The 22689-nt window shown below is 30.5% G+C and carries 22 protein-coding genes; 13 read left to right on the top strand and 9 right to left on the bottom strand.

The genetic code is table 11. The annotated features are described in order from the left end of the window. Positions 1-40: 40 nt before the first annotated feature. Complete coding sequence (locus C4S75_RS02630) at positions 41-1921, bottom strand: ATP-dependent DNA helicase RecQ (protein WP_105296774.1); 1881 nt, start codon at positions 1919-1921, stop codon at positions 41-43. Positions 1922-2145: 224 nt separating this feature from the next. Between C4S75_RS02630 and C4S75_RS02625 the strand changes: the two genes are divergently transcribed. From C4S75_RS02625 to C4S75_RS02610, 4 genes are all read left to right on the top strand, one after another. Further along, positions 2146-3258: an efflux RND transporter periplasmic adaptor subunit gene (locus C4S75_RS02625; protein ID WP_105296773.1), complete on the top strand. Its 1113-nt coding sequence runs from the start codon at positions 2146-2148 to the stop codon at positions 3256-3258. A 259-nt stretch (positions 3259-3517) separates the two neighbouring features. Continuing rightward, positions 3518-5452: a DNA primase gene (dnaG, locus tag C4S75_RS02620; RefSeq protein WP_105296772.1), complete on the top strand. Its 1935-nt coding sequence runs from the start codon at positions 3518-3520 to the stop codon at positions 5450-5452. Positions 5453-5520: 68 nt separating this feature from the next. Beyond that, positions 5521-6162, top strand: a complete 642-nt coding sequence (locus C4S75_RS02615; RefSeq protein WP_105296771.1) for a DUF47 domain-containing protein — start codon at positions 5521-5523, stop codon at positions 6160-6162. 9 nt (positions 6163-6171) lie between these two features. Then, on the top strand, positions 6172-7236 hold the full coding sequence (locus C4S75_RS02610; protein WP_105296770.1) for an inorganic phosphate transporter: 1065 nt from the start codon (positions 6172-6174) through the stop codon (positions 7234-7236). 12 nt (positions 7237-7248) lie between these two features. Here C4S75_RS02610 and C4S75_RS02605 read toward each other — a convergent pair whose 3' ends face one another. Both C4S75_RS02605 and C4S75_RS02600 read right to left on the bottom strand, forming a co-directional pair. Next, on the bottom strand, positions 7249-7680 hold the full coding sequence (locus C4S75_RS02605) for a nucleoside deaminase (RefSeq protein WP_105296769.1): 432 nt from the start codon (positions 7678-7680) through the stop codon (positions 7249-7251). Between the two features lie 21 nt (positions 7681-7701). Continuing rightward, positions 7702-8607, bottom strand: coding sequence for an ion transporter (locus C4S75_RS02600; protein ID WP_255410566.1), 906 nt, complete (start codon positions 8605-8607; stop codon positions 7702-7704). Positions 8608-8835: 228 nt separating this feature from the next. On the opposite strand from C4S75_RS02600, the gene C4S75_RS02595 reads away from it, so the two are divergent. From C4S75_RS02595 to C4S75_RS02570, 6 genes are all read left to right on the top strand, one after another. Then, positions 8836-9312, top strand: a complete 477-nt coding sequence (locus C4S75_RS02595) for an Lrp/AsnC family transcriptional regulator (RefSeq protein ID WP_105296768.1) — start codon at positions 8836-8838, stop codon at positions 9310-9312. Between the two features lie 5 nt (positions 9313-9317). Further along, complete coding sequence (locus C4S75_RS02590; protein ID WP_105296767.1) at positions 9318-10013, top strand: NUDIX hydrolase; 696 nt, start codon at positions 9318-9320, stop codon at positions 10011-10013. Positions 10014-10128: 115 nt separating this feature from the next. Next, a complete protein-coding gene (locus C4S75_RS02585; protein ID WP_105296766.1) occupies positions 10129-10530 on the top strand; it encodes a hypothetical protein in 402 nt (133 codons plus the stop codon). A 10-nt stretch (positions 10531-10540) separates the two neighbouring features. Continuing rightward, positions 10541-11068 carry a YfiT family bacillithiol transferase gene (locus tag C4S75_RS02580; protein WP_221404042.1) on the top strand — a complete coding sequence of 176 codons (528 nt, stop codon included), beginning with the start codon at positions 10541-10543 and terminating at the stop codon, positions 11066-11068. 274 nt (positions 11069-11342) lie between these two features. Continuing rightward, positions 11343-12023 carry a tRNA (guanosine(37)-N1)-methyltransferase TrmD gene (trmD, locus tag C4S75_RS02575; protein WP_105296765.1) on the top strand — a complete coding sequence of 227 codons (681 nt, stop codon included), beginning with the start codon at positions 11343-11345 and terminating at the stop codon, positions 12021-12023. 21 nt (positions 12024-12044) lie between these two features. Further along, positions 12045-12554, top strand: coding sequence for a DUF2480 family protein (locus tag C4S75_RS02570; protein ID WP_370431226.1), 510 nt, complete (start codon positions 12045-12047; stop codon positions 12552-12554). Between the two features lie 158 nt (positions 12555-12712). Here C4S75_RS02570 and C4S75_RS02565 read toward each other — a convergent pair whose 3' ends face one another. From C4S75_RS02565 to thrA, 6 genes are all read right to left on the bottom strand, one after another. Beyond that, positions 12713-13567: a prephenate dehydrogenase gene (locus C4S75_RS02565; protein ID WP_105296763.1), complete on the bottom strand. Its 855-nt coding sequence runs from the start codon at positions 13565-13567 to the stop codon at positions 12713-12715. Positions 13568-13646: 79 nt separating this feature from the next. After that, positions 13647-14201: a ribosome recycling factor gene (gene frr / locus C4S75_RS02560; protein WP_105296762.1), complete on the bottom strand. Its 555-nt coding sequence runs from the start codon at positions 14199-14201 to the stop codon at positions 13647-13649. A gap of 43 nt (positions 14202-14244) precedes the next feature. Then, positions 14245-14952, bottom strand: coding sequence for a UMP kinase (gene pyrH / locus C4S75_RS02555; protein ID WP_105296761.1), 708 nt, complete (start codon positions 14950-14952; stop codon positions 14245-14247). Between the two features lie 249 nt (positions 14953-15201). Further along, complete coding sequence (thrC, locus tag C4S75_RS02550; protein ID WP_105296760.1) at positions 15202-16497, bottom strand: threonine synthase; 1296 nt, start codon at positions 16495-16497, stop codon at positions 15202-15204. A 24-nt stretch (positions 16498-16521) separates the two neighbouring features. Then, positions 16522-17463 carry a homoserine kinase gene (locus C4S75_RS02545; protein WP_105296759.1) on the bottom strand — a complete coding sequence of 314 codons (942 nt, stop codon included), beginning with the start codon at positions 17461-17463 and terminating at the stop codon, positions 16522-16524. Between the two features lie 261 nt (positions 17464-17724). Further along, positions 17725-20172, bottom strand: coding sequence for a bifunctional aspartate kinase/homoserine dehydrogenase I (gene thrA, locus C4S75_RS02540; RefSeq protein ID WP_105296758.1), 2448 nt, complete (start codon positions 20170-20172; stop codon positions 17725-17727). Positions 20173-20494: 322 nt separating this feature from the next. Here thrA and C4S75_RS02535 point away from each other — a divergent pair, with 322 nt between their 5' ends. The 3 genes from C4S75_RS02535 to C4S75_RS10010 all read left to right on the top strand — a co-directional run bounded on the left by C4S75_RS02535 (position 20495) and on the right by C4S75_RS10010 (position 22557). Further along, positions 20495-20824 carry a multidrug efflux SMR transporter gene (locus C4S75_RS02535; protein WP_105296757.1) on the top strand — a complete coding sequence of 110 codons (330 nt, stop codon included), beginning with the start codon at positions 20495-20497 and terminating at the stop codon, positions 20822-20824. Between the two features lie 530 nt (positions 20825-21354). Further along, positions 21355-22248 (top strand): type II CAAX prenyl endopeptidase Rce1 family protein, encoded by an 894-nt coding sequence (locus C4S75_RS02530; RefSeq protein WP_105296756.1) that lies wholly within the window; start codon positions 21355-21357, stop codon positions 22246-22248. 78 nt (positions 22249-22326) lie between these two features. Next, on the top strand, positions 22327-22557 hold the full coding sequence (locus C4S75_RS10010; protein ID WP_146105548.1) for a hypothetical protein: 231 nt from the start codon (positions 22327-22329) through the stop codon (positions 22555-22557). Positions 22558-22689: the final 132 nt, after the last annotated feature.

Genomic DNA, 22689 nt, shown 5'->3' with positions numbered 1-22689 from the left:
GTAAAAATAAATATAAAAATAGTTGGAAATAAGACAAATATTAAGCAGAATATGTGTTGAAATTTAATGCTTTAATTTTATTTTCTGAAATTAGATCTTGTAAGCATTCATGAATTTTTTCAAAAGAAACATTCCTAAATTCGGCATAAATATCCTCTCTGCTTCTAGGCTGTTCTTTTATGTAAGATAATATATCTTTCAGATAAGATTGTTCATCCAATTTGGATTTACAACACACATCACACTTACCGCATGTATGATTAGTTTTTTCACCAAAATATCCAAGGATTAATTTCATTCGGCAATATTTTGAATTTCTGATAAAAAATTCCAACTCTTTATATTTAACTAATTTATTTTGTTGTATAAGTTGAAATTCATTCCAAAAGCTTCCTAAAAGTTTTTGATCGTTTCGTGGTTCTAAAAAGTAAATTTTTTGCTTATTACCATCAACGTAAGAAATATCACCTGATTGGTTATATTTAATGAATTTGGAATGTAATACGGAAAAAGGAATTAAAAGGCTATCGGCTAATTTTTTTTCATCAAATTTTATCTGATAAGAAAAAACACCTGTTATTTTTCTGGCAATTTTTTCAAATAAAAAGGAATCATTGCCGTAAAAATTAGTGTCAAGTCTTTCTATAGGAAAGTTAATTTTAAGCAGACTATCTGAAGGCTCATATTTCCATTGAAGAACTGAGCTATTATGAAGAAATTCTAAAATAGGTATAATCTTACTTTTATTAATTTTTGTACGTTGTTGAAATAATTTCAAGTCGAAATCAAAAATTGTATCAGGTAACTCATTAGGAACAATACAAAACATTGAATATAAATAACGGATAATTTTTTCATATTCAGATTTTGAAGATATAGTTTGTATGAGTGACGAGTATATATCTGAAAGTTCCGATTCATTCCACAATAAAAATGTATGTGATAAAAGTCCGTCCCTTCCAGCACGACCAACTTCCTGATAATAGTTTTCTAATGAATAAGGAGGAGAAAGATGAATGATCACACGAACGTCTTTCTTATCTATTCCCATTCCAAAAGCATTAGTTGAAATTAGAATTTGGTTGGTACTTTCTGTCCAATTTTTCTGTCTTTGTATTTTTTCACTAGGGGATAATCCTGCATGAAAAAATTCAACCTCAAATCCCTTTCTTTTTAAAGTTTCAGACAAAGTTTTAGTTTCATTTCGAGTTCTACAATAAATAATTCCCGAACCTTTATACCTATGTAAAATTCTTTCAATTTCCCCAAATTTATCTCCGGCATTTAAAACTTGTAAATAAAGATTTTCTCTATTAAATGATCTTTTAAATACCTGAACATTATGTAAGTCGAGTTTTTTTATTATTTCAATTAAGACCTTTTCAGTTGCGGTTGCAGTAAGTGCCATGCAAGGAATTTGAACCCCGATATATTCTCTAAATTTTATAATTTGTTGATACGATGGACGAAAATCATTACCCCATTCAGAAATACAATGGGCTTCATCAACTGCGATAAACGAAATTTCAGTATCTTTAATGATCTCTAGAAAAGTTTTATTTAACAATCGTTCCGGAGATACATATAATAATTTCAATTCATTATTTCGCAATTTATTAAATACGGAAAGATGTTGATCCGCTGTTTGATCCGAAGAAATATACTCGGCCGGAATTAATTTCTTTTTTAATGAATACACTTGATCCTTTATAAGAGCCAATAATGGAGAAATAACGATACAAGTGCCTTGAACCAAAAGAGCGGGGACTTGATAGCAAATAGATTTTCCTGCTCCTGTAGGTAAAAGAGCAATAGTATCTTTACTTTCCAATATAGTAAGAATGATCTCTTTTTGAAGAGGTCTGAATTCTTTATACCCCCAGTAAGATTCAAGAATTTTATTTGGTAATGAAAAGTCCATTTAGACTAGAATTTTTATTGGCATGTAACAAATATATAAAAGAAAAAATTATCCTAATTTGAATTGACCCAATTGTTTGGTGTTGATTTTATGTAAGATAAATTAAAAAAGAATTATATATTTACAGGTAGTATAAACAAGTAATAAAAAAAATACTTAAAAAAAGTGATTTTAACGTAACAAAATTTGTTAAGATAATACAAATTATAGTGAAATAAGTTGTCATGAATAATAAGGTTCTTAAAATAGTTTTATCTGTTGCTTTTATTGCACTTTTATTGTATTGTATATGGTACGTAATTATAACCAATACACGATCTAATGATAAGTTTGAGACAGAGTCTCCGGTTACTATGACTATTCAGCAAAAAGCTGTGGCAACCGGTAAAATTAATCCAAAAGAAAAGATAGAAATCAAACCTAATATTTCCGGGATTATCAAGGAGATTTATATTAAAGAAGGAGATGAAGTAAAAGTAGGACAATTATTGGCTACGATTAAAGTGGTTCCGGTCGTTTCTACAGTAAATACTGCTATGCAGAATATAAATTCAGCAGAAATTAAGTTAAATAATCAAAAAAGAATTTTTGAACGTCAAAAATTATTATATGAGCAAGGAGTAATTTCTAAGCAGGATTATGAAAGTGCTGAAACGGAATATAAAATAGCAAAACAAAATCTAATTCAAGCACAGAAAGATTATGATATTGCTAAAACAGGTATTACTTCAGGATTAGAAGATTTAGCGAGTATTCAAGTTCGTTCTACTGCAAATGGACAGGCACTGGAAGTACCCGTAGAAGTAGGGGATCAGGTAATTGAAGCCAATACTTTTAATGCAGGAACAACTATTGCAAGCATTGCCGATGTCAGCAAAATGATATTTGAGGGTAAAGTGGACGAGTCAGATGCAGGGAAAATGCATGAGGGAATGAAATTAAAAATAATAATCGGAGCGCTTCAAGACAAAGATATAAATGGTATATTAACCTTTATTTCTCCTCAAGGTAAAGAAGAAAACGGGGCTGTTAAATATGAAATTAAAGCAGATATAATTATTCCGGAAGGGGTTTCCATCCGCGCCGGATATAGTGCCAATGCAGAAGTAATATTAAGTGAGAGGAAAAATATTTTAGCAATGAGAGAAGCTTTAATGCAATATGATGGAGAGAGACCTTTCGTTGAAGTACAACAGCCTGATGGAAAATTCAAAAAAGTTTATGTAAAACTAGGATTATCAGACGGAATATTTGTTGAAGTTCAAGGTATTTCACTGAAAGATCAAATTAAAATATGGAATTCTTCAGACGAAGATAAATCATCAAGAAAAAAGTAGTTTTGAAAAAATAGTTTAAATAAGCACCTGATGTAAATCAGGTGTTTTTTTATTTTATAAAATCTAAATTGATCTTTATTTAATAGTATAAAATCATCAAAACATAAGATTTCTAAAGATATTGCGCAGGGTAATGTTTTTATTATACCATTAAAATTCTATTTTACTCCTGAGTACTGATATATATAATTAAATTTAAAAAGAAACATGTGAAGATTTTTTCAAAAATTGAAATTTAAATTAACGTATTTTTGTACTTATGATTTCTAAAGAGACCATAGATAAGATTTTTTCTACGGCAAGAGTGGAAGAAGTAATATCGGATTTTATAAATCTGAAAAAATCAGGGAGTAATTATAAAGGCTTAAGTCCTTTTGTAGATGAAAAAACGCCGTCATTTATGGTTTCCCCATCCAAACAAATTTGGAAAGATTTTTCATCCGGTAAAGGCGGTAATGTGGTTACTTTTATAATGGAACAAGAACATTATACCTATCCGGAGGCCTTACGCTATTTGGCAAAAAAGTATAATATTGAAATTGAAGAAGACAGTAATGAACTGTCTGAAAGTCAAAAAGAATTACAATTAAATAAAGAAAGCCTATATCAATTATCTGAGGTTGCCAATGAATATTTTCAAAACCAACTTTGGAAAACTGAAGAAGGCAATACCATAGGAATATCTTATTTTAGAGAAAGAAGCATACGGGATGATATTATTAAACAATTCCAATTAGGATATTCACCGAAAGAGTGGGATTCATTTACACATTTTGCATTTGAAAAAGGGTATAAAAAAGAAATACTAGAGCAATCCGGTTTAAGTATTTTTAAAGAAGGGTCAGATAAAGGGTTCGATCGATTTAGAGAGCGAGTACTATTTCCCATTCATAGTTTTTCGGGAAGAGTATTGGGATTTGGAGGTCGAATTTTGCAAAATAATGCAAAAACGGCTAAATATGTTAATTCCCCTGAAAGTGAAATCTATCATAAAAGCCAAGTTTTATATGGTTTATTTCATGCAAAATCTTTTATAATTAAAGAAGATAATTGTTATTTGGTAGAAGGATATATGGATGTAATATCCCTTTATCAAAATGGTATTAAAAATGTTGTAGCCTCTTCAGGAACTTCATTAACTGTTGAGCAAATTAGACTAATAAAAAGATTAACCAACAACATTACTGTTTTATATGATGGGGATCAAGCAGGAATTAAAGCTTCATTCAGAAGTATAGATATGATCCTTGAGCAAGAAATGAATGTTAAAGTATTGCTGTTTCCGGATGGAGAAGATCCGGATAGTTTTGCAAGAAAACATACTGCCGATGAAATAGAAGCATTTTTTAAAGAAAACAGTAAAGATTTTATTCAATTCAAAACAGATGTTTTATTAAAAGAAACGAACGGCGATCCCATAAAAAAGGCCGGTTTAATTAGAGATATAGTTGGGAGTATAGCCTTAATAAAAAATCTTATTCAAAAAGAGATTTATGTAAAAGAATGTTCAAGAATATTGGATATCTCGGAGCAAGTTCTTTTTAGTGAATTGGCTCAATTAACACAACAAAATATACATTCTAGAGATCGGAATACAAGAAAACAAGTTGCTTTACAACCTGTAACTACATCTCAACAAGAAGAAATTGACTTTACCTATAAAATTGAAGAAGATATTTTAGAATTAATGCTATCCTATGGAGACCATGAAATTTTAATAAACTATGTGGAAGAAGAAGAACCCTATAAAACTACTGTAATAGAAGAAATTGTTCATCGCTTAAAAGAAGATGATTTACAATTTACCGTAGATTTTTACAATAGAATTTATTTGGAAATCATGGAAGGTATTGAAAACAATCAATTGAGAACCGGAGAATATTTTGTTAAATCCAAAGAAGTCGACATCACCGAATTTGCCGTAGGAAAATTATTAAAAAAATACTCGATTAGCAATAATTGGGAACTCAAAGAAATATATGTTCCAACATTAGAGCAAAATCTTGCAAAAAACACAAAAGATGTTATACTTAAATACAAAGCGATAAGAATTGCGGAAATGAACAAAAATTTAGCTAAAGAATTAAGTTCGGGGAATATATCAGAAGAAAGAAGATTAGAAATTTTTAATCAGATTATAACCTTAGATAAGCTTCTAAAACAAATACATAAGCTGGAAAATCGGGTAATTTAAAAAAAGATATTTAGGTTAATTTAAAATTCGATATATTTGCTTACATAAAGTAAACTAAAAAGCAAGCTATGGGTATTAGTGCATTTTTTAGATTATTTCAACCAAAAGATAAGGTTTTCTATACTTTATTCGAACAAGTTGTTGATAATCTGGCTGCCATGTCCAAGGATATGGTAGAAGGAATGAAATCACAAGAAACTATAACAGAAGCATTTTATAAAAAAATGGAAGATTATGAACATGCTAATGATAAGTTGTCTCACCATATTTTTATAGAATTAGGTAAAAATTTCATTACCCCTTTTGATCGAGAAGATATACATCAGTTAACTTCTGCACTTGATGATATTGCTGATATCTTGTTCGCATCCTGTAAATACATATTACTGTATAAATCTCCGTATATACCGGCATATTTTACTTTTGCAAATTTGATACATGATTGCGTATTAGAGCTGCAAAAAGCAATTTATAATTTAAGAAACTTTAAGAAACCCAAAGAGGTATTGGCTTCATGTGTTGAAATTAATAGAATTGAAAATGTTGCCGATGACTTTTTTAGCAAAGAAATTGGAGATTTATTTGAAAGCAAAAGAGATGTATTAGATATTATAAAACTGAAAAATGTATTAGAATATTTAGAAGATGTCACAGATAAATGTGAAGATTCCGCAAATATTATAGAATCTATTTTAGTTAAATATTCATAACCTTTTTTCATGACTCTACTTATAACCATCGTCATATTAGCATTAATATTTGATTATATTAATGGTTTTCACGATTCGGCAAATTCAATAGCCACGATTGTATCGACAAAAGTATTAACGCCATTCCAGGCAGTATTGTGGGCAGCATTTTTTAATTTTGTTGCCTATTTTGTTTCTTTATATATCGTAGGAGAATTTAAAATAGGAAATACGATAGCAAAGTCTGTTCATGAGAATTTTATTACTCTCGAAGTTATCTTTTCAGGACTGGTAGCTGCAATCATATGGAATTTATTTACCTGGTGGGCGGGTATTCCTTCTTCTTCATCCCATACATTAATAGGAGGATTTATAGGAGCAGCTGTTGCTCATGTTGGCGGTTTCAGCAAAGCAGGAGAAACAGTAGTCAATTATCCCGTAGTTATCCCCATCATTTTATTTATTTTCATAGCTCCGATAATTGGAATGATCGTCTCTTCCATTATTACAATAATAATCATGAATATCTGTAGAAATGCCAATCCTTACAAAGCAGATAAATGGTTTAAAAAATTACAATTAGTGTCTTCTGCAGCTTTTAGTATCGGTCATGGAGGTAATGATGCTCAAAAAGTAATGGGAATTATTGGTGCAGCCTTTATCTTCTATGAAGTGAATATTGCCCATTCTGCAGAATATGTTAATCTAACGACAGCCGAAAGATTTCAGCATTTTACAACCGATTATTGGTGGGTACCCATAAGCAGTTTTATAGCAATTGCTTTAGGAACTATGTCAGGAGGATGGAAAATTATTAAAACAATGGGAACTCGTATTACGAAAGTAACTCCTTTAGAAGGGGTAACAGCAGAAATATCCGGTGCAATTACTTTATTTCTTAGTGAACATTGGGGAATTCCGGTTAGTACAACCCATACTATAACAGGTTCAATAATTGGAGTAGGATTAGTTAAAAGAGTATCTGCCGTACGCTGGGGAATTACCATTAAATTATTGTGGGCATGGGTTCTAACTATTCCGGTAAGTGCAGTATTAGCAATGATTGTTTATTCTATAGTTAAACTCTTTATGTAATACTAATAAGCCCTATCTTTTAGACGAAAAAAAATTTTTTAACAATAAAGAACATTCATCTTTTAAAATCCCCGATACGTATTCCGTTTGAGGGTGAAGAGATAAGCCTTTAGACTGAAAGCCTCTTTTTTCATCTGATGCTCCTACAACTACTCTGCTTATTTGAGACCAATACAAAGCTCCGGCGCACATAGTACAAGGCTCTAAGGTAACATACAAAGTACAGTTAGTAAGATATTTTGCACCCAGTAAATTACTGGCAGCGGTAATAGCTTGCATCTCGGCATGAGCCGTAACATCAACTAACAGTTCAGTTAAATTATATGATTTAGCTAAAATTTTGTTATTATTGACTATAATGGCACCCACCGGTACTTCATCCTTATACATAGCTTCTTTAGCTTGTTGTAAGGCTATCTTCATATAGTATTCATCGGTAAACATGATCAATTATAAAATTTTAAATCAGCTGCTTAAATCATTATTGTTAGTGGGAGAATTTAAAATATGACCGCAATGCTTACAGTATATAGCATCCGCTTCATTATTTATGGTATTACAAAAATTACACTTTTTACTGTTTAATTGATTTTTTTTATGTCTGGTATATTCAGCAGATAACAAACCTGCCGGAACGGAAATAATAGAATATCCTAAAATCATAATTCCTGATGCAATAATTTTCCCTAAGACCGTTACAGGAGCTACGTCTCCATAACCAACAGTTGTCAAAGTAACTACGGCCCAATACATAGATTGAGGAATACTGGAAAAACTTTCTCGATTTCTTCCTCCTTCAATTACATACATTAAAGATCCTAAGATTAACGTAGTAATTATGATAAAATATAAGAATACAAAAATTTTACGTTTACTACGTCGTAATGATATTAGAAGAGAATTACTTTCATCGATATAAGTCCCCATTTTAAAAATCCTAAAAATTCGCAAAAGCCTTAGTATACGTATGATGGCTAAATAATGCGATTGAACGAAAAAAATACTTAAATAGGTTGGGATGATAGATAATAAATCAATAATTCCATAAAAGCTGGTCGAATATTTTTTTGCTTTTTTGGCACTGGATATTCTTAAAATATACTCTACGGTAAAAGAAATAGTAACCCACCAATCCAGTATATAAAGCCAAAATCCGATTTTTGAACTAATACCAGGAACACTTTCCAACATAATAATTAGAGTGCTTAAAGTGATGAAAAAGAGAAGAATGATGTCAAATATTTTACCTTTCACCGTATCAGACTCAAAAATAATGTCGTGAAGTTCAGCCTTCCAAATGGCAGTTCCTTTTTTACATTCCGGTGTCTTACCTATAAAAAATAATTTTATTTCTTTTACAATTTTTTTCACAACTAAATTATTAATAGTAAAAAAATTATCTTATTATTAATTAATATGATAACAAAGATAAAAATAAAATTAATTATACTTAAAATGAATACCCTGAATTGTTCATTTAGTAGCGAATTTGTTTATATTTTAAAGAATTTATATAAAAACATGTATAGGTTGAAGATTAATTTTATATATTTGTAAAATAAAGATAAATTAAATTAACAAACAATAAAGTTTTTTACCATGAAAGAGAAATTTTATATAGATGAAACTGATAAGAAAATTTTACAATTTTTATCTATTAATACCAGAATGCCTTTTACCGAGATTGCAAAAAAAATGGATGTATCCGCTGGAACAATACACGTAAGAGTTAAAAAGATGGAAGATGTAGGAGTTATAAAAGGAACATGTTTAAATATTGATTATAATATTTTAGGTTATAGTTTTATAGCTTATGTTGGGATTTTATTAACTAAATCAAGCAAAACTCAAAGTGTTTTAGAAAAATTAGCAGCAATACCAAACGTAACAACCGCTAATGTAATTTCAGGTAAATACAATATTTATTGTAAAATCAGCGCAAAAGATGCTGAAGATGCAAAAAATGTTATTTATAAAATAGATGATATTGATGACGTTTTAAGAACAGAAAGTATGATTTCTTTAGAAGAAAGCATCAATGATCAAAACCGATTAATGGATGCTTTGTTTAAATAAAAATAATGCTTCCTGAAGAAAAAGAAATTTATTTTAAAGTAGCAATTTCTGTATCTTTGGTTTTATTTGGGTTTGATGGGGAAATGCTGCGTATTTTATTAAGTAATGATACAAAAAATGGACCTTTTCAAGGAGCTCCGCGACTTCCCTCAGTTTATGTGAAAGCCCATGAGGGCATTGATTCAAATGTAGAAAAATTATTATTCTTACATACACAAAAAGACCACATATTTGTTGAACAACTAAAAGCTTTTGCAAAAGTTTTTAGAAATCCACTAGGAAGGGTAGTAAACATTGCTTACTACGCAACGGTAAAATTAGATGAAGAACTATTGCAATACACTAAAAAAAGAGGTGAAGAATGGGTTGAATACTCAAAAATCCCGGACTTAGCATTTGATCATAATGAAATCATTGATTATGCAAAAGAACGGTTGAAACGGAGAGTTAAAAGAAGACCCATAGGTTTTTATCTATTACCGGAACATTTTACCATTTCGCAATTACAAAAGTTGTATGAAACCGCATTAAATCGAGAAATGGATAAAAGGAATTTTAGAAAAAAAATTGTTAATTCTCAATTGATTTTAGAAACAGGTTTAACAGATAATTCCTCGTCAAGAAAATCAGCAAAATTGTATAAATTTGATGAAGAAAAATATCAGAAACTTAGCTTAAAAGGATACGATTTTTTATTTTAAAATTATCAAAAAATACTTCATAAATTAGATGAACAGGAGGAATATTATTCCTCCTGTATTTTTTATATACCATTATAAATGTTGTATATTTACTTAAGTTACTAAATAAAAATATATGAGTAGTGATGAAGAAATTTTCGGAAAGCGCCCAAAAGAATATTTTGAAGTAAAAGAAAAAAAATCAATACCTTTTATTCTTTCATGTATTTACATGGGCTTTATGGGATTTATACCTATCTTTCTCGGTATTCTTGGCTTTATGAAAATTTATTTTCCCGGTGCTCCCGCTTGGTTTTTTATTCTAAATATCATTTTAGGAATAGTAATGATTATCGGATCGATCGGTACATATTATTTTAAAAAATGGGGAGTTTTTCTTTTTGGCCTGACCTTATTTATAGATATTTTATTTCATTTATCGTTAGGATTTGAAGAGCTTGATGCAATTAACGGCTTATATTTATTTATAGGTTTTGCTTTAGTTCCCATAATACCTCGATGGAAATTTTTTAACTAAATTAAACGTCATGCAAAATATTGAAAAATTAAAATATCCCATTGGTACTTTTAAAATTCCTGAAAACATCTCTAAAGAAGATATAACTTTATGGATTACTCAATTAAAATCTTTTCCGGAAAGATTAAAACAAGCAGTACTTCCACTATCAGACACGCAGTTAGATACGCCTTACAGACCGGGAGGGTGGACTATTAGACAGGTAATTCATCATTTGGCAGATACTCATATGAATATATTTATAAGAGTAAAACTGACTTTAACAGAAGACCATCCCATTATTAAACCTTTTCAACAAGATGCTTGGGTAGAATTATCGGATTCTTTGAATTATCCCATAGAGCCCTCTTTAAAAATTTTAGAAGGAATTCATGAAAGATTAGCCTATTTATTTGAAAATCTTACTGAGGATGATTTAAAAAAGAAATTTACACATCCGGGATATAATAAAGTATTTACCATAGAGCAAGTAATCGGTTTAATTACATGGCATGGAAATCATCATTTAGCCCATATAACAAATTCAATTAATTTATAGCTATATAGTTCTAATATTCGGTAATCCTATAAATTAATTATAATTGTAATATATAATTCTTTTCTATATATACAAAAATTCCAAATGATCTAAAGGTCATAATCGGCTGAAATTAAACTATGCAGATATTCGAATAAATAAAAAAGCCATAAAATACTGAGAATTTTTTTAATAACTAAATTAGAATAATAAAGACTTAGTTAACATCGCCGGTTGATATAATTAATCATTAAGCGTTACTTTTGTATTTCAATCATTGTCTAATAAAAAATGTATGAGAATAGATATTATAAGTGCTGTGCCCAAATTACTAAAAAGTCCTTTAGAGGAATCAATTATGAAAAGGGCTCAAGACAAAGGATTAGTACAACTATATTTCCATGATTTACGGGAATATGGACAGGGAAATTATAGGCAGATTGATGATACACAATATGGAGGAGGAGCAGGAATGGTTTTAATGATAGAACCGATTGATAAATGTATTTCCCAACTATTATCCCAGAGATCATACGACGAAATTATCTATATGACTCCTGATGGAGATACTTTAAATCAGAAAACCTGCAATACACTTTCACTAAAAGAAAATATAATTATACTTTGTGGGCATTATAAAGGTGTAGATCAAAGGGTACGAGATTTATATATTACCCGTGAAATATCTATTGGTGATTATGTATTAAGCGGTGGAGAATTAGGAGCTTGTGTACTGGTTGATGCCATAGTCAGGCTGATACCCGGGGTTTTAAGTGATGAGACATCTGCCTTATACGATTCATTTCAAGATAATTTACTTGCACCTCCGGTATATACCCGTCCGGAAGAATATAAAAATATGAAAGTTCCGGATATACTTTTAAGTGGTAATTTTGCAAAGATAGATGAATGGAGACAGGAAATGTCTTACAAACATACACAAGAGAGAAGACCCGATTTACTAAATGAAAATTAATACCACTATTAATTAAAAATTATGGATGAAATAATTAATAAAGTCGAAAAAAGCGGACTCATTACTTTAGATTTAGAAGATTTTTATCCTAAAGAACCCAGAATACTGTTTGATTTAAAAGACTATTTATATGAAGGTTTAGTTTTAAGAGAAAAAGAGTTTCGTGAGAATCTTTCAAAATTGGATTGGAAAATGTATGAAAATGCTTATGTAGCAGTAACTTGTACTTCAGATGCTATTGTGCCTTCCTGGTCATATCTATTAATTGCTAATTATTTAACAGGTGTGGCAAAGTTGATTTCATTCGGCACTTTAGAGGATTTGGAAAGAGACATATTTACTGAAATCATAGATAAAATGGAGGTGGATAGTTATAAAGATAAAAAAATTATTATTAAAGGCTGCTCACGTAAACCTGTACCACAAAATGCTTATTTACAACTTATACAAAAACTTAAGCCTATAGCTTCTTCCTTAATGTTTGGAGAGGCTTGTAGTACTGTTCCTATTTTCAAAAAGAAAAAATTATAATTTAAAATTTCAAAAAAGTACTGACTGGAATAAAAAATTGTTAGTAATATTTAGTTATTTAACTGTTTCATTCACTAGTAATTGGCTATGAAATTATTAACTTAATAAAAGTTTTTGAAAAAATAAAATTTAGAAAACTGAAGCTAATAAATCATCGATTATTTTTTCTCTAACTTATTTTTTATTCGGTTAGCTTCTTTAATGAATTCATATAAATGTTCAGATTCTCCATTTTCCAAATAAGATTTAAATTCAGTCAACTTTTCCAAATAAGTAGTAAGAATAGGTAGAATATATTTGGAATTTTGTTCAAAAATAGGAAGCCACATATCAACGGAACTTTTAGCCAGTCGAACGGTAGAAGCAAACCCACCGGATGCTAAATTGAATATGGCAGCATCATCTTTTTCTTTTTCAAGAACGGAAACGGCCAAAGCATAGGAAATAGCATGAGAAAGATGTGAAACATACCCCACATGTTCATCATGAGATTCCGCATCCATAAGAATAAGCCGCGATCCTAAATGATAATAAACTTGAGAAACCAGATGAACAGCATTTTGATGAGATTCATTGGAGTTGCATAGGATAGCAGCCCGATCTTTAAATAACCCATGAAAGGCAGCAGATGGACCGCTATATTCCGTTCCTGCCATGGGATGAGAAGGGACGAATGATTTTCTGTTTGGATGATTTTTAACCTTTTCAATCAAAGAGGATTTAGTACTTCCCACATCCATAAGTACCGAACCGTCAGGGAGAATATCCAATAGATGAGGTAGAAGTATAATGCTTACATCGACCGGAGTGGATAGAATGGTTAATTCGGAAGAACATATTGCCTCGTCCATCGGCATAATTTCATCGACAATGGATAATTCCAAGGCTTCTTTTTCGTGAAGTTTAGACTTATCGGTCCCTATAACTTTTGAAGCAAATCCGCTTTTTTTAAGATCCAGGGCTATAGAACCTCCAATCAAACCTAATCCGATGACACTTATAGTTTTTGACATATAAAGATTCAAAGATAAAAAAAATCGGTTCTTAAAAAAAGAAACCGATTAGGTATTTTAAAAGTATGTTAAGAACGGCTTATACTGTCATGATCTCTTTCTCCTTAACGGAAAGATGTTCTTCTGCCATTTTAACATATTTATCAGTTAACGATTGTATTTGCTCTTCACCATTCTTCTTTTCATCTTCTGAAGCACTCTCTATCTTTTTTATATCGGCATTTGCTTCTTGTCTGGCTTTTCGAATACCAACCTTAGAATTTTCGCATTCTGCTTTTGCTTGTTTTACTAAGTCTTTTCTTCTTTCTTCTGTTAAAGGAGGAATGTTAATAATAATATTTTCCCCGTTATTATTTGGAGTAAAGCCTAAATTGGACTGAAAAATAGCTTTTTCAATAGCGCCCAAAGTAGATTTTTCCCATGGCTGTATACTTAGAGTCATTCCATCGGGAACGGAAATATTGGCAACTTGAGATAAAGGAGTAGGAGTTCCATAATATTCCACTAAAATGTTTTGAAGCATGAGTGGGTTAGCCCGCCCTGCTCGTATTTTATTAAAAGCTGACTCTAAATGTTTTAGAGAGGATTCCATGCTTTCCTTAGTCGTATCTATAATTAAATTTATTTCTTCCATAATTTTCAGATAAGTTGCCTTGCAAATATAAACTATTAATTAATTAAATAGAAACTAAAGTTCCTACTTCTTTACCTTCAATAATTTTTCTTAAATTCCCTTCTTTGTTCATATCAAATACAATGATAGGAAGCGCATTTTCTTGACTTAACGTAAAAGCAGTCATATCCATAATTTTAAGTCCTTTTTTATAAACTTCATCAAAAGAAATACTGTTGAATTTTACTGCATTTTTATTTTTTTCCGGGTCTGTATCATAAATACCGTCCACTCGAGTCCCTTTTAAGATAACTTCAGCGTTAATTTCGATAGCTTTTAATGTAGCGGCTGTATCAGTGGTAAAATAAGGGTTTCCGGTTCCTGCACCAAAAATTACAACTCTTCCTTTTTCCAAATGTCTGTCAGCTCTTCGCTTAATAAAAGGTTCAGCAATTTGATCCATTTTTATGGAAGTTTGCAATCGGGTATGTACTCCCATTGCCTCCAAAGAACTTTGTAAAGCCATTCCATTAATAACCGTGGCAAGCATTCCCATATAGTCGCCTTGAACCCTGTCAATACCGGTAGCAACTCCCGCAACTCCTCTGAATATGTTTCCGCCTCCTATAACAATTGCTATTTCTACTCCCATTTCAGAAATTTCTTTTATCTGTTTAGAGTAACTTTGAAGAATTTCGGAGCTTATTCCATATTGTTGATTTCCCATTAAAGCTTCTCCACTTAACTTTAAAAGTATTCTTTTATATTTCATGATTAACTAGGGTATATTTATTATTTTTTGACAATGAATTCGAAAAGGATAGTAATGCTATATACTTAAATAGAAGAGTTAAAAAAAAGTAAATAGTTACAGAAAGTACTATAAATAGTAATAAAATCATTTATGTTAAATTTCTGTATGCAAATATAATAAGGAATATTTAAAAAATGTAACTGCTTTTTATTTTTCCCTTAATGTGCTGTTCTCACTTCCATTTAAGAATTAAACATATTTTACGATTTATGAATTCATTAAAAATGTTTTCAAATCGGAAAAATTATTTTCAAGAGGCGTAGCCGAACTTATTTTATGATCCAACTTTTTTACTTGTTCAGGTATAATAATTTTATTTTTTAAGTTTTCAGGATATACATCCATAAATTTACAAGGATGAGCAGTAGATAAAAATATGGTGAAATCTTGTGGATGATTATACTTCTTTGCAGCTAAATAAGCAACTGCAGTATGAGGACAAGCGATATAGTTGTATTTTTCATATAATTCGTTAATACCGTTCATCGTTTCTGAATCAGTAAATGAATAAGCAGATATAAGATTACGTAAGGAATCTAAGCTTTCATTAAATAAATCGGTTATTCGTACCCAATTACTTGGATTTCCTACATCCATGGCATTAGATAAAGTTTGTATGGATGGTTTAGGCTCATAAGTGCCTTTTTGTAAATAAACGGGAACAGTATCATTTACATTAGTTGCAGCAACAAAATGTTTTACGGGAAGACCTGATTTATAGGCTAGTAACCCGGCACCAATATTACCGAAATTTCCACTGGGAACTACAAAAACTATATCTTTCTTATACTTTTTGACTGCTTGAGCATAAGCATAAAGGTAATAGAATGTTTGCGGCAATAACCTTGAAATATTGATGGAATTAGCAGAAGTTAATCGTAATTTTGAATTAAGTTCAGCATCATTAAAAGCCATTTTAACTAAAGCCTGACAGTCATCAAAAGTTCCATTTACTTCCAAGGCTCTAATGTTTTGACCGTTTGTAGTCAATTGTTTTCTTTGTATTTCACTGATTTTACCTTTTGGGTATAAAATAGTTACCCGAGTACCTTCAACCCCTAAAAAACCTAAAGCGACAGCACCTCCTGTATCTCCTGATGTAGCCACCAGAATATCCAACGTTTTATCGTTTTTGTCGGATAAATAAGCCATAAGTCGACTCATAAAACGAGCTCCGAAATCTTTAAATGCTAACGAAGGACCGTGAAATAATTCCAATACAGCCAAATTTTCTTCTAGTGATACCAATGGAGCATCAAAACTAATCGTTTCCTTTATAATTTTTTCCAAGTCTTTTATAGGGATATCTTCTCCAATAAAAGAATGGGCAATTTCTAAAGCCATTTCAGGAAAAGAATAATCCGTAATATTCTGAATAAAACTTTCTGATAATTTTGGGATTTGCCAAGGCATATACAATCCTTTATCAGAAGGAAAGCTGGTAAATACGGCTTCTTTAAAAGAAACAGAAAGATTTTTATTATTTGTGCTGTATAGTTTCATGATAGAGTAGATTATATGGCTGAATTATGAAAGCACAGTTGCTCCTTTAGTATTTATAGGTGAGGAATAACCATTGCTTTCTATTTCGTGATTTTTAAGATGTTCTTTAAGTTTTGCAGTAATTGTTTTTGCTGTTTCAATTCCTTTGGTAAAAGCAACTACTGAAGGTCCGGAACCAGAAATTCCGAAACCTAAGGACCCGCATTCCATAGCAATTCTTCTCATGGCTTCAAATTCGGGTATAAGAATGGAACGGGTAGGTTCAATTAATTGGTCTTGTAAACTTCTGGATAGTAAGCTGTAATCCTCTGAAAATAAGCCCGTTATCAATCCGGCGATATTTCCCCATTGGGAAACGGCGTCTTTTAGTTCAACTTTATTCTTTAAAATTTGTCTGGCTGCGCGAGTCTGAACCTCTACATGAGGAAAAATAATGGAACAACAAAGTTCCGTAGGCACAGGAAGGTTAATAACTTCCAATGGTTGATAGCTTCTAATTAAAGTTATCCCGCCCATTAAAGAAGGGGCAACATTATCGGCATGGCCATGCCCGCATGCCAGTTCTTCACCCTTTAAGGCAAAAGGCAACAGTTCTTTTTTAGATAATGGTTCTCCTAAAAGTTGATTAATAGCAAACAAACCCGCTATTGTACTTGCAGCACTTGAGCCCAGACCGCTACCGATAGGCATTTTTTTATGAAGTTCAATTTCAATTCCGTAATTTTTTTTACCCAAAAAATCGAGAATCATTTTTACACATGCACTCACCGTATTCTTATCCGGATGGGTAGGTAAAAGCCCTTGATCTCCGGTAATCTTAGTAATTCTTATTCCGGGTTCATCCACGCGTTTTAAAAAAACTTCATCTCCCGGCTCATTCAACGCTAATCCTAAAATATCATATCCACAAATAAAATTAGCTGAAGTCGCCGGAGCAAATACATGCACACTATCTTTTTCTTTCATCGAAATTTGAAAACGTTCAATTTTTAGTGAGACAAATGTAAGCTAATTATATGTGATTTCAAAAGACTAACTTTTTTAAACAATAGGTGTGTCAAGTTTATAATTCTATAAGAATTAATACTTTTCTTAAATATTCCGATGCGATTAAATTGTACTTTTTATTTAAAAATTTTATATGTCTTATTTTATAATAAAGTCTATACCTAAATTAAAAAAATAGTTTTCAACCTAATCTAATAAATATCTAGATTTTATAAAATATTAATTAGCTCCAACATTAATAAGATCAGCAAAAACCCCCGCTGCGGTAACTTCAGCACCTGCTCCAGGACCTTTTATTACCAATGGATTAAATTTATATCGTTCCGTTGTAAATGAGATAATATTATCACTTCCCGTTAAATTGTAAAAAGGATGAGAAGCGTCTACGAGTTCCAAATTTACGGAAGCCTTTCCATCTTCCAACTTTCCGATATATCGTAAGACTTTATTTTCATATTCAGCCTTTTCTTTCAGCTCGTTGAAATAAGAATCAGATTTTTTTAATTCTTCATAAAAGTCATCAATCGAGGGAGCTTTGAAACAGGTTTCAGGAAGGATAGCTCCTAACTCAACATCTTTTTCTTCAATTTGATATCCGGCATCACGTGCGAGAATCATCATTTTACGCATAAAATCTTTTCCGCTCAAATCCTCTCGAGGATCCGGCTCCGTATAGCCTAATTCATGAGCTTTTTTAACAACCTCATAAAAAGAAGTATTGCCTCTAAAATTGTTGAATATATAAGAAATAGTACCGCTTAAAATAGCCTCAATTTTGATGATCCTGTCCCCGCTGGTCATTAAATCTTTTAAAGTTCGTATGATGGGTAATCCGGCTCCAACATTTGTTTCATAAAAGAAATCGACGCCTCTTCTTCTGGCAGTATCTTTTAAATCTTTATAATCTTTATATGAAGAAGAATTAGCTATTTTATTACAGGTAACTACCGAAACATTAGATTCGAAAAGTTCTTTGTAATACGTTCCGGTTATTGGACTTGCGGTATTATCGACAAAAATACAGTTGGAAAGATTTAACAACTTAATTTTTTGGATGAATTCATCCAAATTAGAGGTTTCTCCCTTATTTATTCTTTCTGGCCATTGTGTAAGATCAATGCCTTCTTCGTCAATAATCATTTTTCTGGAATTAGCTATTCCGTTTATCTTTACTTCAATACCATTGTTTTCACGTAAAAAATCACTTTGAGCATCGATTTGTCGCAACAAGGTTGCCCCGATATTTCCTGTACCTACACTAAATACATGAAGTGTTTTGGTTAGTTGAGTGAAAAAAGCATCATGAACAGCATTCAGAGCTTTAGATATATTTTTACGTTTTATTATTACCGAAATATTGTATTCGGATGAACCTTGTGCAATAGCATGTATGTTGATTCCATTACGTCCTAAAGCCTGGAAAAGCTTGCCCGATATCCCCGGGGTTTGTTTCATATTTTCGCCAACTATGGCTAATACACATAAATTTTCTTCAATGGTTGGCGGATTTAATTTATTGGTTTCCAGTTCCAACTCAAATTCACTGTTGAAAAGCTGTTTTGCTTTATGAACATCTTTAGGCTCAATGGCAAATGTAATGCTGTGTTCTGAAGACGATTGGGTAATAAGGATTACATTAATATGTTCGCGTGCTAATAAAGAAAAAAGTTTGCCGCTGAAACCAATCTTGCCAATCATTCCGCTTCCCGTAATATTGATCAGGCTGATTTCATCTATGGAAGAAATACCCCGAATCGGGTATGCATTTTTATGAGTATGTTCTTCAATCCTTGTGCCTTTAAAAGAAGGATTAAAGGTGTTTTTCAATACAATAGGTATTTTTTTTCGAAAAGCCGGAATCATGGCAGGAGGAAAGATAACTTTCGCTCCAAAATAAGATAATTCCATAGCTTCCGTATAGGAAAGTTCAGATAATGAAAAAGCCTTCTTTACGACACGAGGATCTGCGGTTAGCATACCGTCTACATCAGACCAAAGCTCAATTTCTTCAGCATCTAAAGCAGCAGCTATTATGGCCGCCGTATAATCACTGCCTCCTCTTCCTAATGTTGTAATTCGATTGTTTTCATTGGAGGCAATAAAACCTGTAAAAAACAGGATTTGATGTGAATGCTCTTTGTAAAATTCTTGCAATAAATGTTCAGTAACGGGAGTATGTACTCGGGCATTTCCAAAATTGCTGTCTGTTTTTATAAGGTTTGAAGTATCTACATAAATACTTTCTGAAAAATATTGTTTGGCTATTTGACTCAATAAAAAAGTGGAGCATTTTTCTCCATAACTTAAAATAAGATCTTTGCTTTGAAGGCTGAGTTCCCTTAAGCTATAGACTCCTTGCAAAAGATCTTCTATCTCGTTTATAAAAATCTTAATCTGGGTAAATGCAGGATTTTGATTTTTAACCGTAATCATTTCTTTAATAACCGTAAAATGTCTTTGTTCAATTTCAATAAGACCTTTTTTAAAATCCTTTCCTTCAGAGGCAATTTGTGCCAGTTCCGTTAAAATATTGGTAACTCCGCTCATGGCAGATGATACTACTATAAATTTTTCGCCTGAAGCATATTTGTTCTTTAGAATATTAAGTACATTTTGTATACTTTGACCGGAACCGACAGATGATCCTCCAAATTTTACTATTTTCATACGATTACTATCAATTGGTTACAATTTTAGTGAAATTTTATAGGATTAAAAAATATTACTTGAAAATGCATTTAAATATTTTTATAGAATAAAGTATATTCAGATAAGTTGTTAAAACTTTGAATTAAATATATGCATAATTTAAGATCAGTTATTTTATGCAATGTTTGATAAAAAATCATTTATGATTTAACAGTTGCATACAGCTAGAGATTGTTAATTATAAATAAACGCATAATATATATAAGATATAAACCATACTAAATAAAAAATAAGTTTTTATTTATTTTTGTGTTAAAAAAAAGGCTTATTAGAGAATAATATGAATTGGATATTGTTAATTATCGGCGGTTTATTTGAAGTCGGATTTACCTTTAGTTTAGGACAAGCAAAAAATTCTCAAGGAAATGTCGTATACTATTGGTATATCAGTTTTTTAATTTGTATGCTTTCAAGCATGTTGTTGTTGATTAAAGCTTCTCAAACCCTTCCGTTAGGTACAGCTTATGCAGTTTGGACCGGTGTAGGAGCAGTGGGTACAGTATTGTTAGGAATATTTGTTTTTAAAGAACCGGCAACTTTTTGGAGAATATTTTTTATTATTACACTGGTTAGCTCCATAGTAGGTCTTAAATTTGTATCAAATCACTAAAAGCAATTAATTAATTGTTTATTATAATTTACAAAAGAATTTATTTAAAATTTTTATGCATAATTACAATCGATTTAATCTGCTAAATTTTATAAAACAAAAAAAGCAATTAACTTTCAATTAGTTAATTGCTTTTTATTTTGATGCATATGAAGGGAGTTGAACCCTATAATTAATTATATATTTGATTATTATTAAATATATTTATATAAAATGTATAAATATAAATAGGTGTAAAATAATCTAATTAAATACAATATAATCGTGTAAATATTGTATATATTTTTGCCTTTATATTAGCGTAATATTAAATTACAAAATTTAAGGCTAATATTAATTTTCTCTATTGAAGCAAATCTAAAAAAGAAACAGGAGCAATAAAACTTCGCTTAATTTATAAGAACGAAATAAACCTATTTATTTTATTAATACAGGTTATATTTCACATAGGAAATTTTGGTTTAATATCAGAGAAGTATTATAAATTAGGAAAATTAGTATATTTATATGAAAATTAAAACCTGTTATAAATGAAGAAAATTCTTGCATTTATAAGTATATGTTATCTTATATCAGGTATAATAGGGGTAATTATCTGGAATATTCCGAAGTCACAAAATACTGTTAATCCCATTCAGTTACTATTCACATTGTTATTAATGATTACTCCTGCTTTAGTAGCATTTAAAGTAGAAAAAAGGAAATTTTTGGTAACATCAGAAAAATTTCAATTAAATTTTAAAAATATTAACTGGAAACAAACTTTTAAATATCTGCTGATAACCAATTTGTTACTTCCGGTTTTAGTGATGTTTTATGGGTATTTATTTGGGAATGTATTAGAAATTGAACCCTTTGGAAAACTAATTACAAGTTATCGACAACTAAGTCCAGAAATTTTACAAAAAATACCATCTATATTAAAAATAGACTATTTATTATTCCTATTGGTTCCAATAATGTTCATCGCAAGTTTAATGTCCTCAATATCTATAAATGGTTTCATTGCTTTGGGGGAGGAAATTGGTTGGAGAGGCTTTTTAGAGAAAAATTTAAATTTTTCTTTTTTTAAAAAAAATATAATAATCGGGATCATTTGGGGAGTATGGCACATACCCATAATAATATCTGGACATAATTATTCTAATCACCCTTATTGGGGGATTCTTATGTCGGTTATATTATGTATTGCTATATCATTCTACTTTTCTTTTGCCTTAAAAAGAACACAAAGCCTATTTGTCATTGGCGCTTTACACGGAGGAATTAATGCTGTTGAACAAACGTTAGCTTTTATACAGATTGATTATAATGATTTATTTGGCCCTGTTGGATTATTAATGTTTTTTTCAGTATTAACAGTATTTTTAATTGATTATAATTTAAGTAAAAAAACAAATGAACCATTAAATTTTATTTCATAAATTTATAATAAGAATATCTCTTTTAAATTTTTTTAAAAAAATAAATGAAAATCCAGTAAATTGTTGAAAAAAAAAATTATGGAAGCTATCTTTTTAGCATCCCTAGAGCTTTATAAGATCATTGTTGAGGAACAGTTTATAAATAAATTTTCTCAAAACAGTATTTATACTTTATTAAAATACCTGTCAAGAATGATTACAAGTTGTACTTCTATTGAAATATCTGTCGGAGTTAGTTTAGGCATATTTTCAAATGATAAGAATCGAATCATGCTAAATAGGTTGAAGCTATTTAAAAATCATGTTTAATTGAACATGAACGAACAATTTACAATTATTTAGGAAATAAATAAACAGCCTCTAAATATGATCTTTTTACATCCATAAGCGAATATTCTTATAAAGAGACGTTAAAATATTTTGAATATGTTTACAAAGATG

This window comes from Apibacter sp. wkB309, assembly GCF_002964915.1.
Lineage (GTDB): Bacteria > Bacteroidota > Bacteroidia > Flavobacteriales > Weeksellaceae > Apibacter.
Note: the sequence above shows the minus strand (reverse complement) of the source record. Positions and strands in the feature narration are given on the sequence as shown.

What these genes read in the sequence shown, in the direction of transcription:
- C4S75_RS02590 (WP_105296767.1), top strand. Translation starts at nt 9,318, where the DNA reads ATGCTTCCTGAAGAAAAAGAAATTTATTTTAAAGTAGCAATTTCTGTA.
- C4S75_RS02565 (WP_105296763.1), bottom strand. Translation starts at nt 13,567, where the DNA reads ATGTCAAAAACTATAAGTGTCATCGGATTAGGTTTGATTGGAGGTTCT.
- C4S75_RS02615 (WP_105296771.1), top strand. Translation starts at nt 5,521, where the DNA reads ATGGGTATTAGTGCATTTTTTAGATTATTTCAACCAAAAGATAAGGTT.
- trmD (WP_105296765.1), top strand. Translation starts at nt 11,343, where the DNA reads ATGAGAATAGATATTATAAGTGCTGTGCCCAAATTACTAAAAAGTCCT.
- C4S75_RS10010 (WP_146105548.1), top strand. Translation starts at nt 22,327, where the DNA reads ATGGAAGCTATCTTTTTAGCATCCCTAGAGCTTTATAAGATCATTGTT.
- thrA (WP_105296758.1), bottom strand. Translation starts at nt 20,172, where the DNA reads ATGAAAATAGTAAAATTTGGAGGATCATCTGTCGGTTCCGGTCAAAGT.
- C4S75_RS02630 (WP_105296774.1), bottom strand. Translation starts at nt 1,921, where the DNA reads ATGGACTTTTCATTACCAAATAAAATTCTTGAATCTTACTGGGGGTAT.
- thrC (WP_105296760.1), bottom strand. Translation starts at nt 16,497, where the DNA reads ATGAAACTATACAGCACAAATAATAAAAATCTTTCTGTTTCTTTTAAA.
- C4S75_RS02545 (WP_105296759.1), bottom strand. Translation starts at nt 17,463, where the DNA reads ATGAAAGAAAAAGATAGTGTGCATGTATTTGCTCCGGCGACTTCAGCT.
- C4S75_RS02535 (WP_105296757.1), top strand. Translation starts at nt 20,495, where the DNA reads ATGAATTGGATATTGTTAATTATCGGCGGTTTATTTGAAGTCGGATTT.
- C4S75_RS02595 (WP_105296768.1), top strand. Translation starts at nt 8,836, where the DNA reads ATGAAAGAGAAATTTTATATAGATGAAACTGATAAGAAAATTTTACAA.
- frr (WP_105296762.1), bottom strand. Translation starts at nt 14,201, where the DNA reads ATGGAAGAAATAAATTTAATTATAGATACGACTAAGGAAAGCATGGAA.
- C4S75_RS02570 (WP_370431226.1), top strand. Translation starts at nt 12,045, where the DNA reads ATGGATGAAATAATTAATAAAGTCGAAAAAAGCGGACTCATTACTTTA.
- C4S75_RS02610 (WP_105296770.1), top strand. Translation starts at nt 6,172, where the DNA reads ATGACTCTACTTATAACCATCGTCATATTAGCATTAATATTTGATTAT.
- dnaG (WP_105296772.1), top strand. Translation starts at nt 3,518, where the DNA reads ATGATTTCTAAAGAGACCATAGATAAGATTTTTTCTACGGCAAGAGTG.
- C4S75_RS02625 (WP_105296773.1), top strand. Translation starts at nt 2,146, where the DNA reads ATGAATAATAAGGTTCTTAAAATAGTTTTATCTGTTGCTTTTATTGCA.
- C4S75_RS02580 (WP_221404042.1), top strand. Translation starts at nt 10,541, where the DNA reads ATGCAAAATATTGAAAAATTAAAATATCCCATTGGTACTTTTAAAATT.
- pyrH (WP_105296761.1), bottom strand. Translation starts at nt 14,952, where the DNA reads ATGAAATATAAAAGAATACTTTTAAAGTTAAGTGGAGAAGCTTTAATG.
- C4S75_RS02530 (WP_105296756.1), top strand. Translation starts at nt 21,355, where the DNA reads ATGAAGAAAATTCTTGCATTTATAAGTATATGTTATCTTATATCAGGT.
- C4S75_RS02605 (WP_105296769.1), bottom strand. Translation starts at nt 7,680, where the DNA reads ATGTTTACCGATGAATACTATATGAAGATAGCCTTACAACAAGCTAAA.
- C4S75_RS02585 (WP_105296766.1), top strand. Translation starts at nt 10,129, where the DNA reads ATGAGTAGTGATGAAGAAATTTTCGGAAAGCGCCCAAAAGAATATTTT.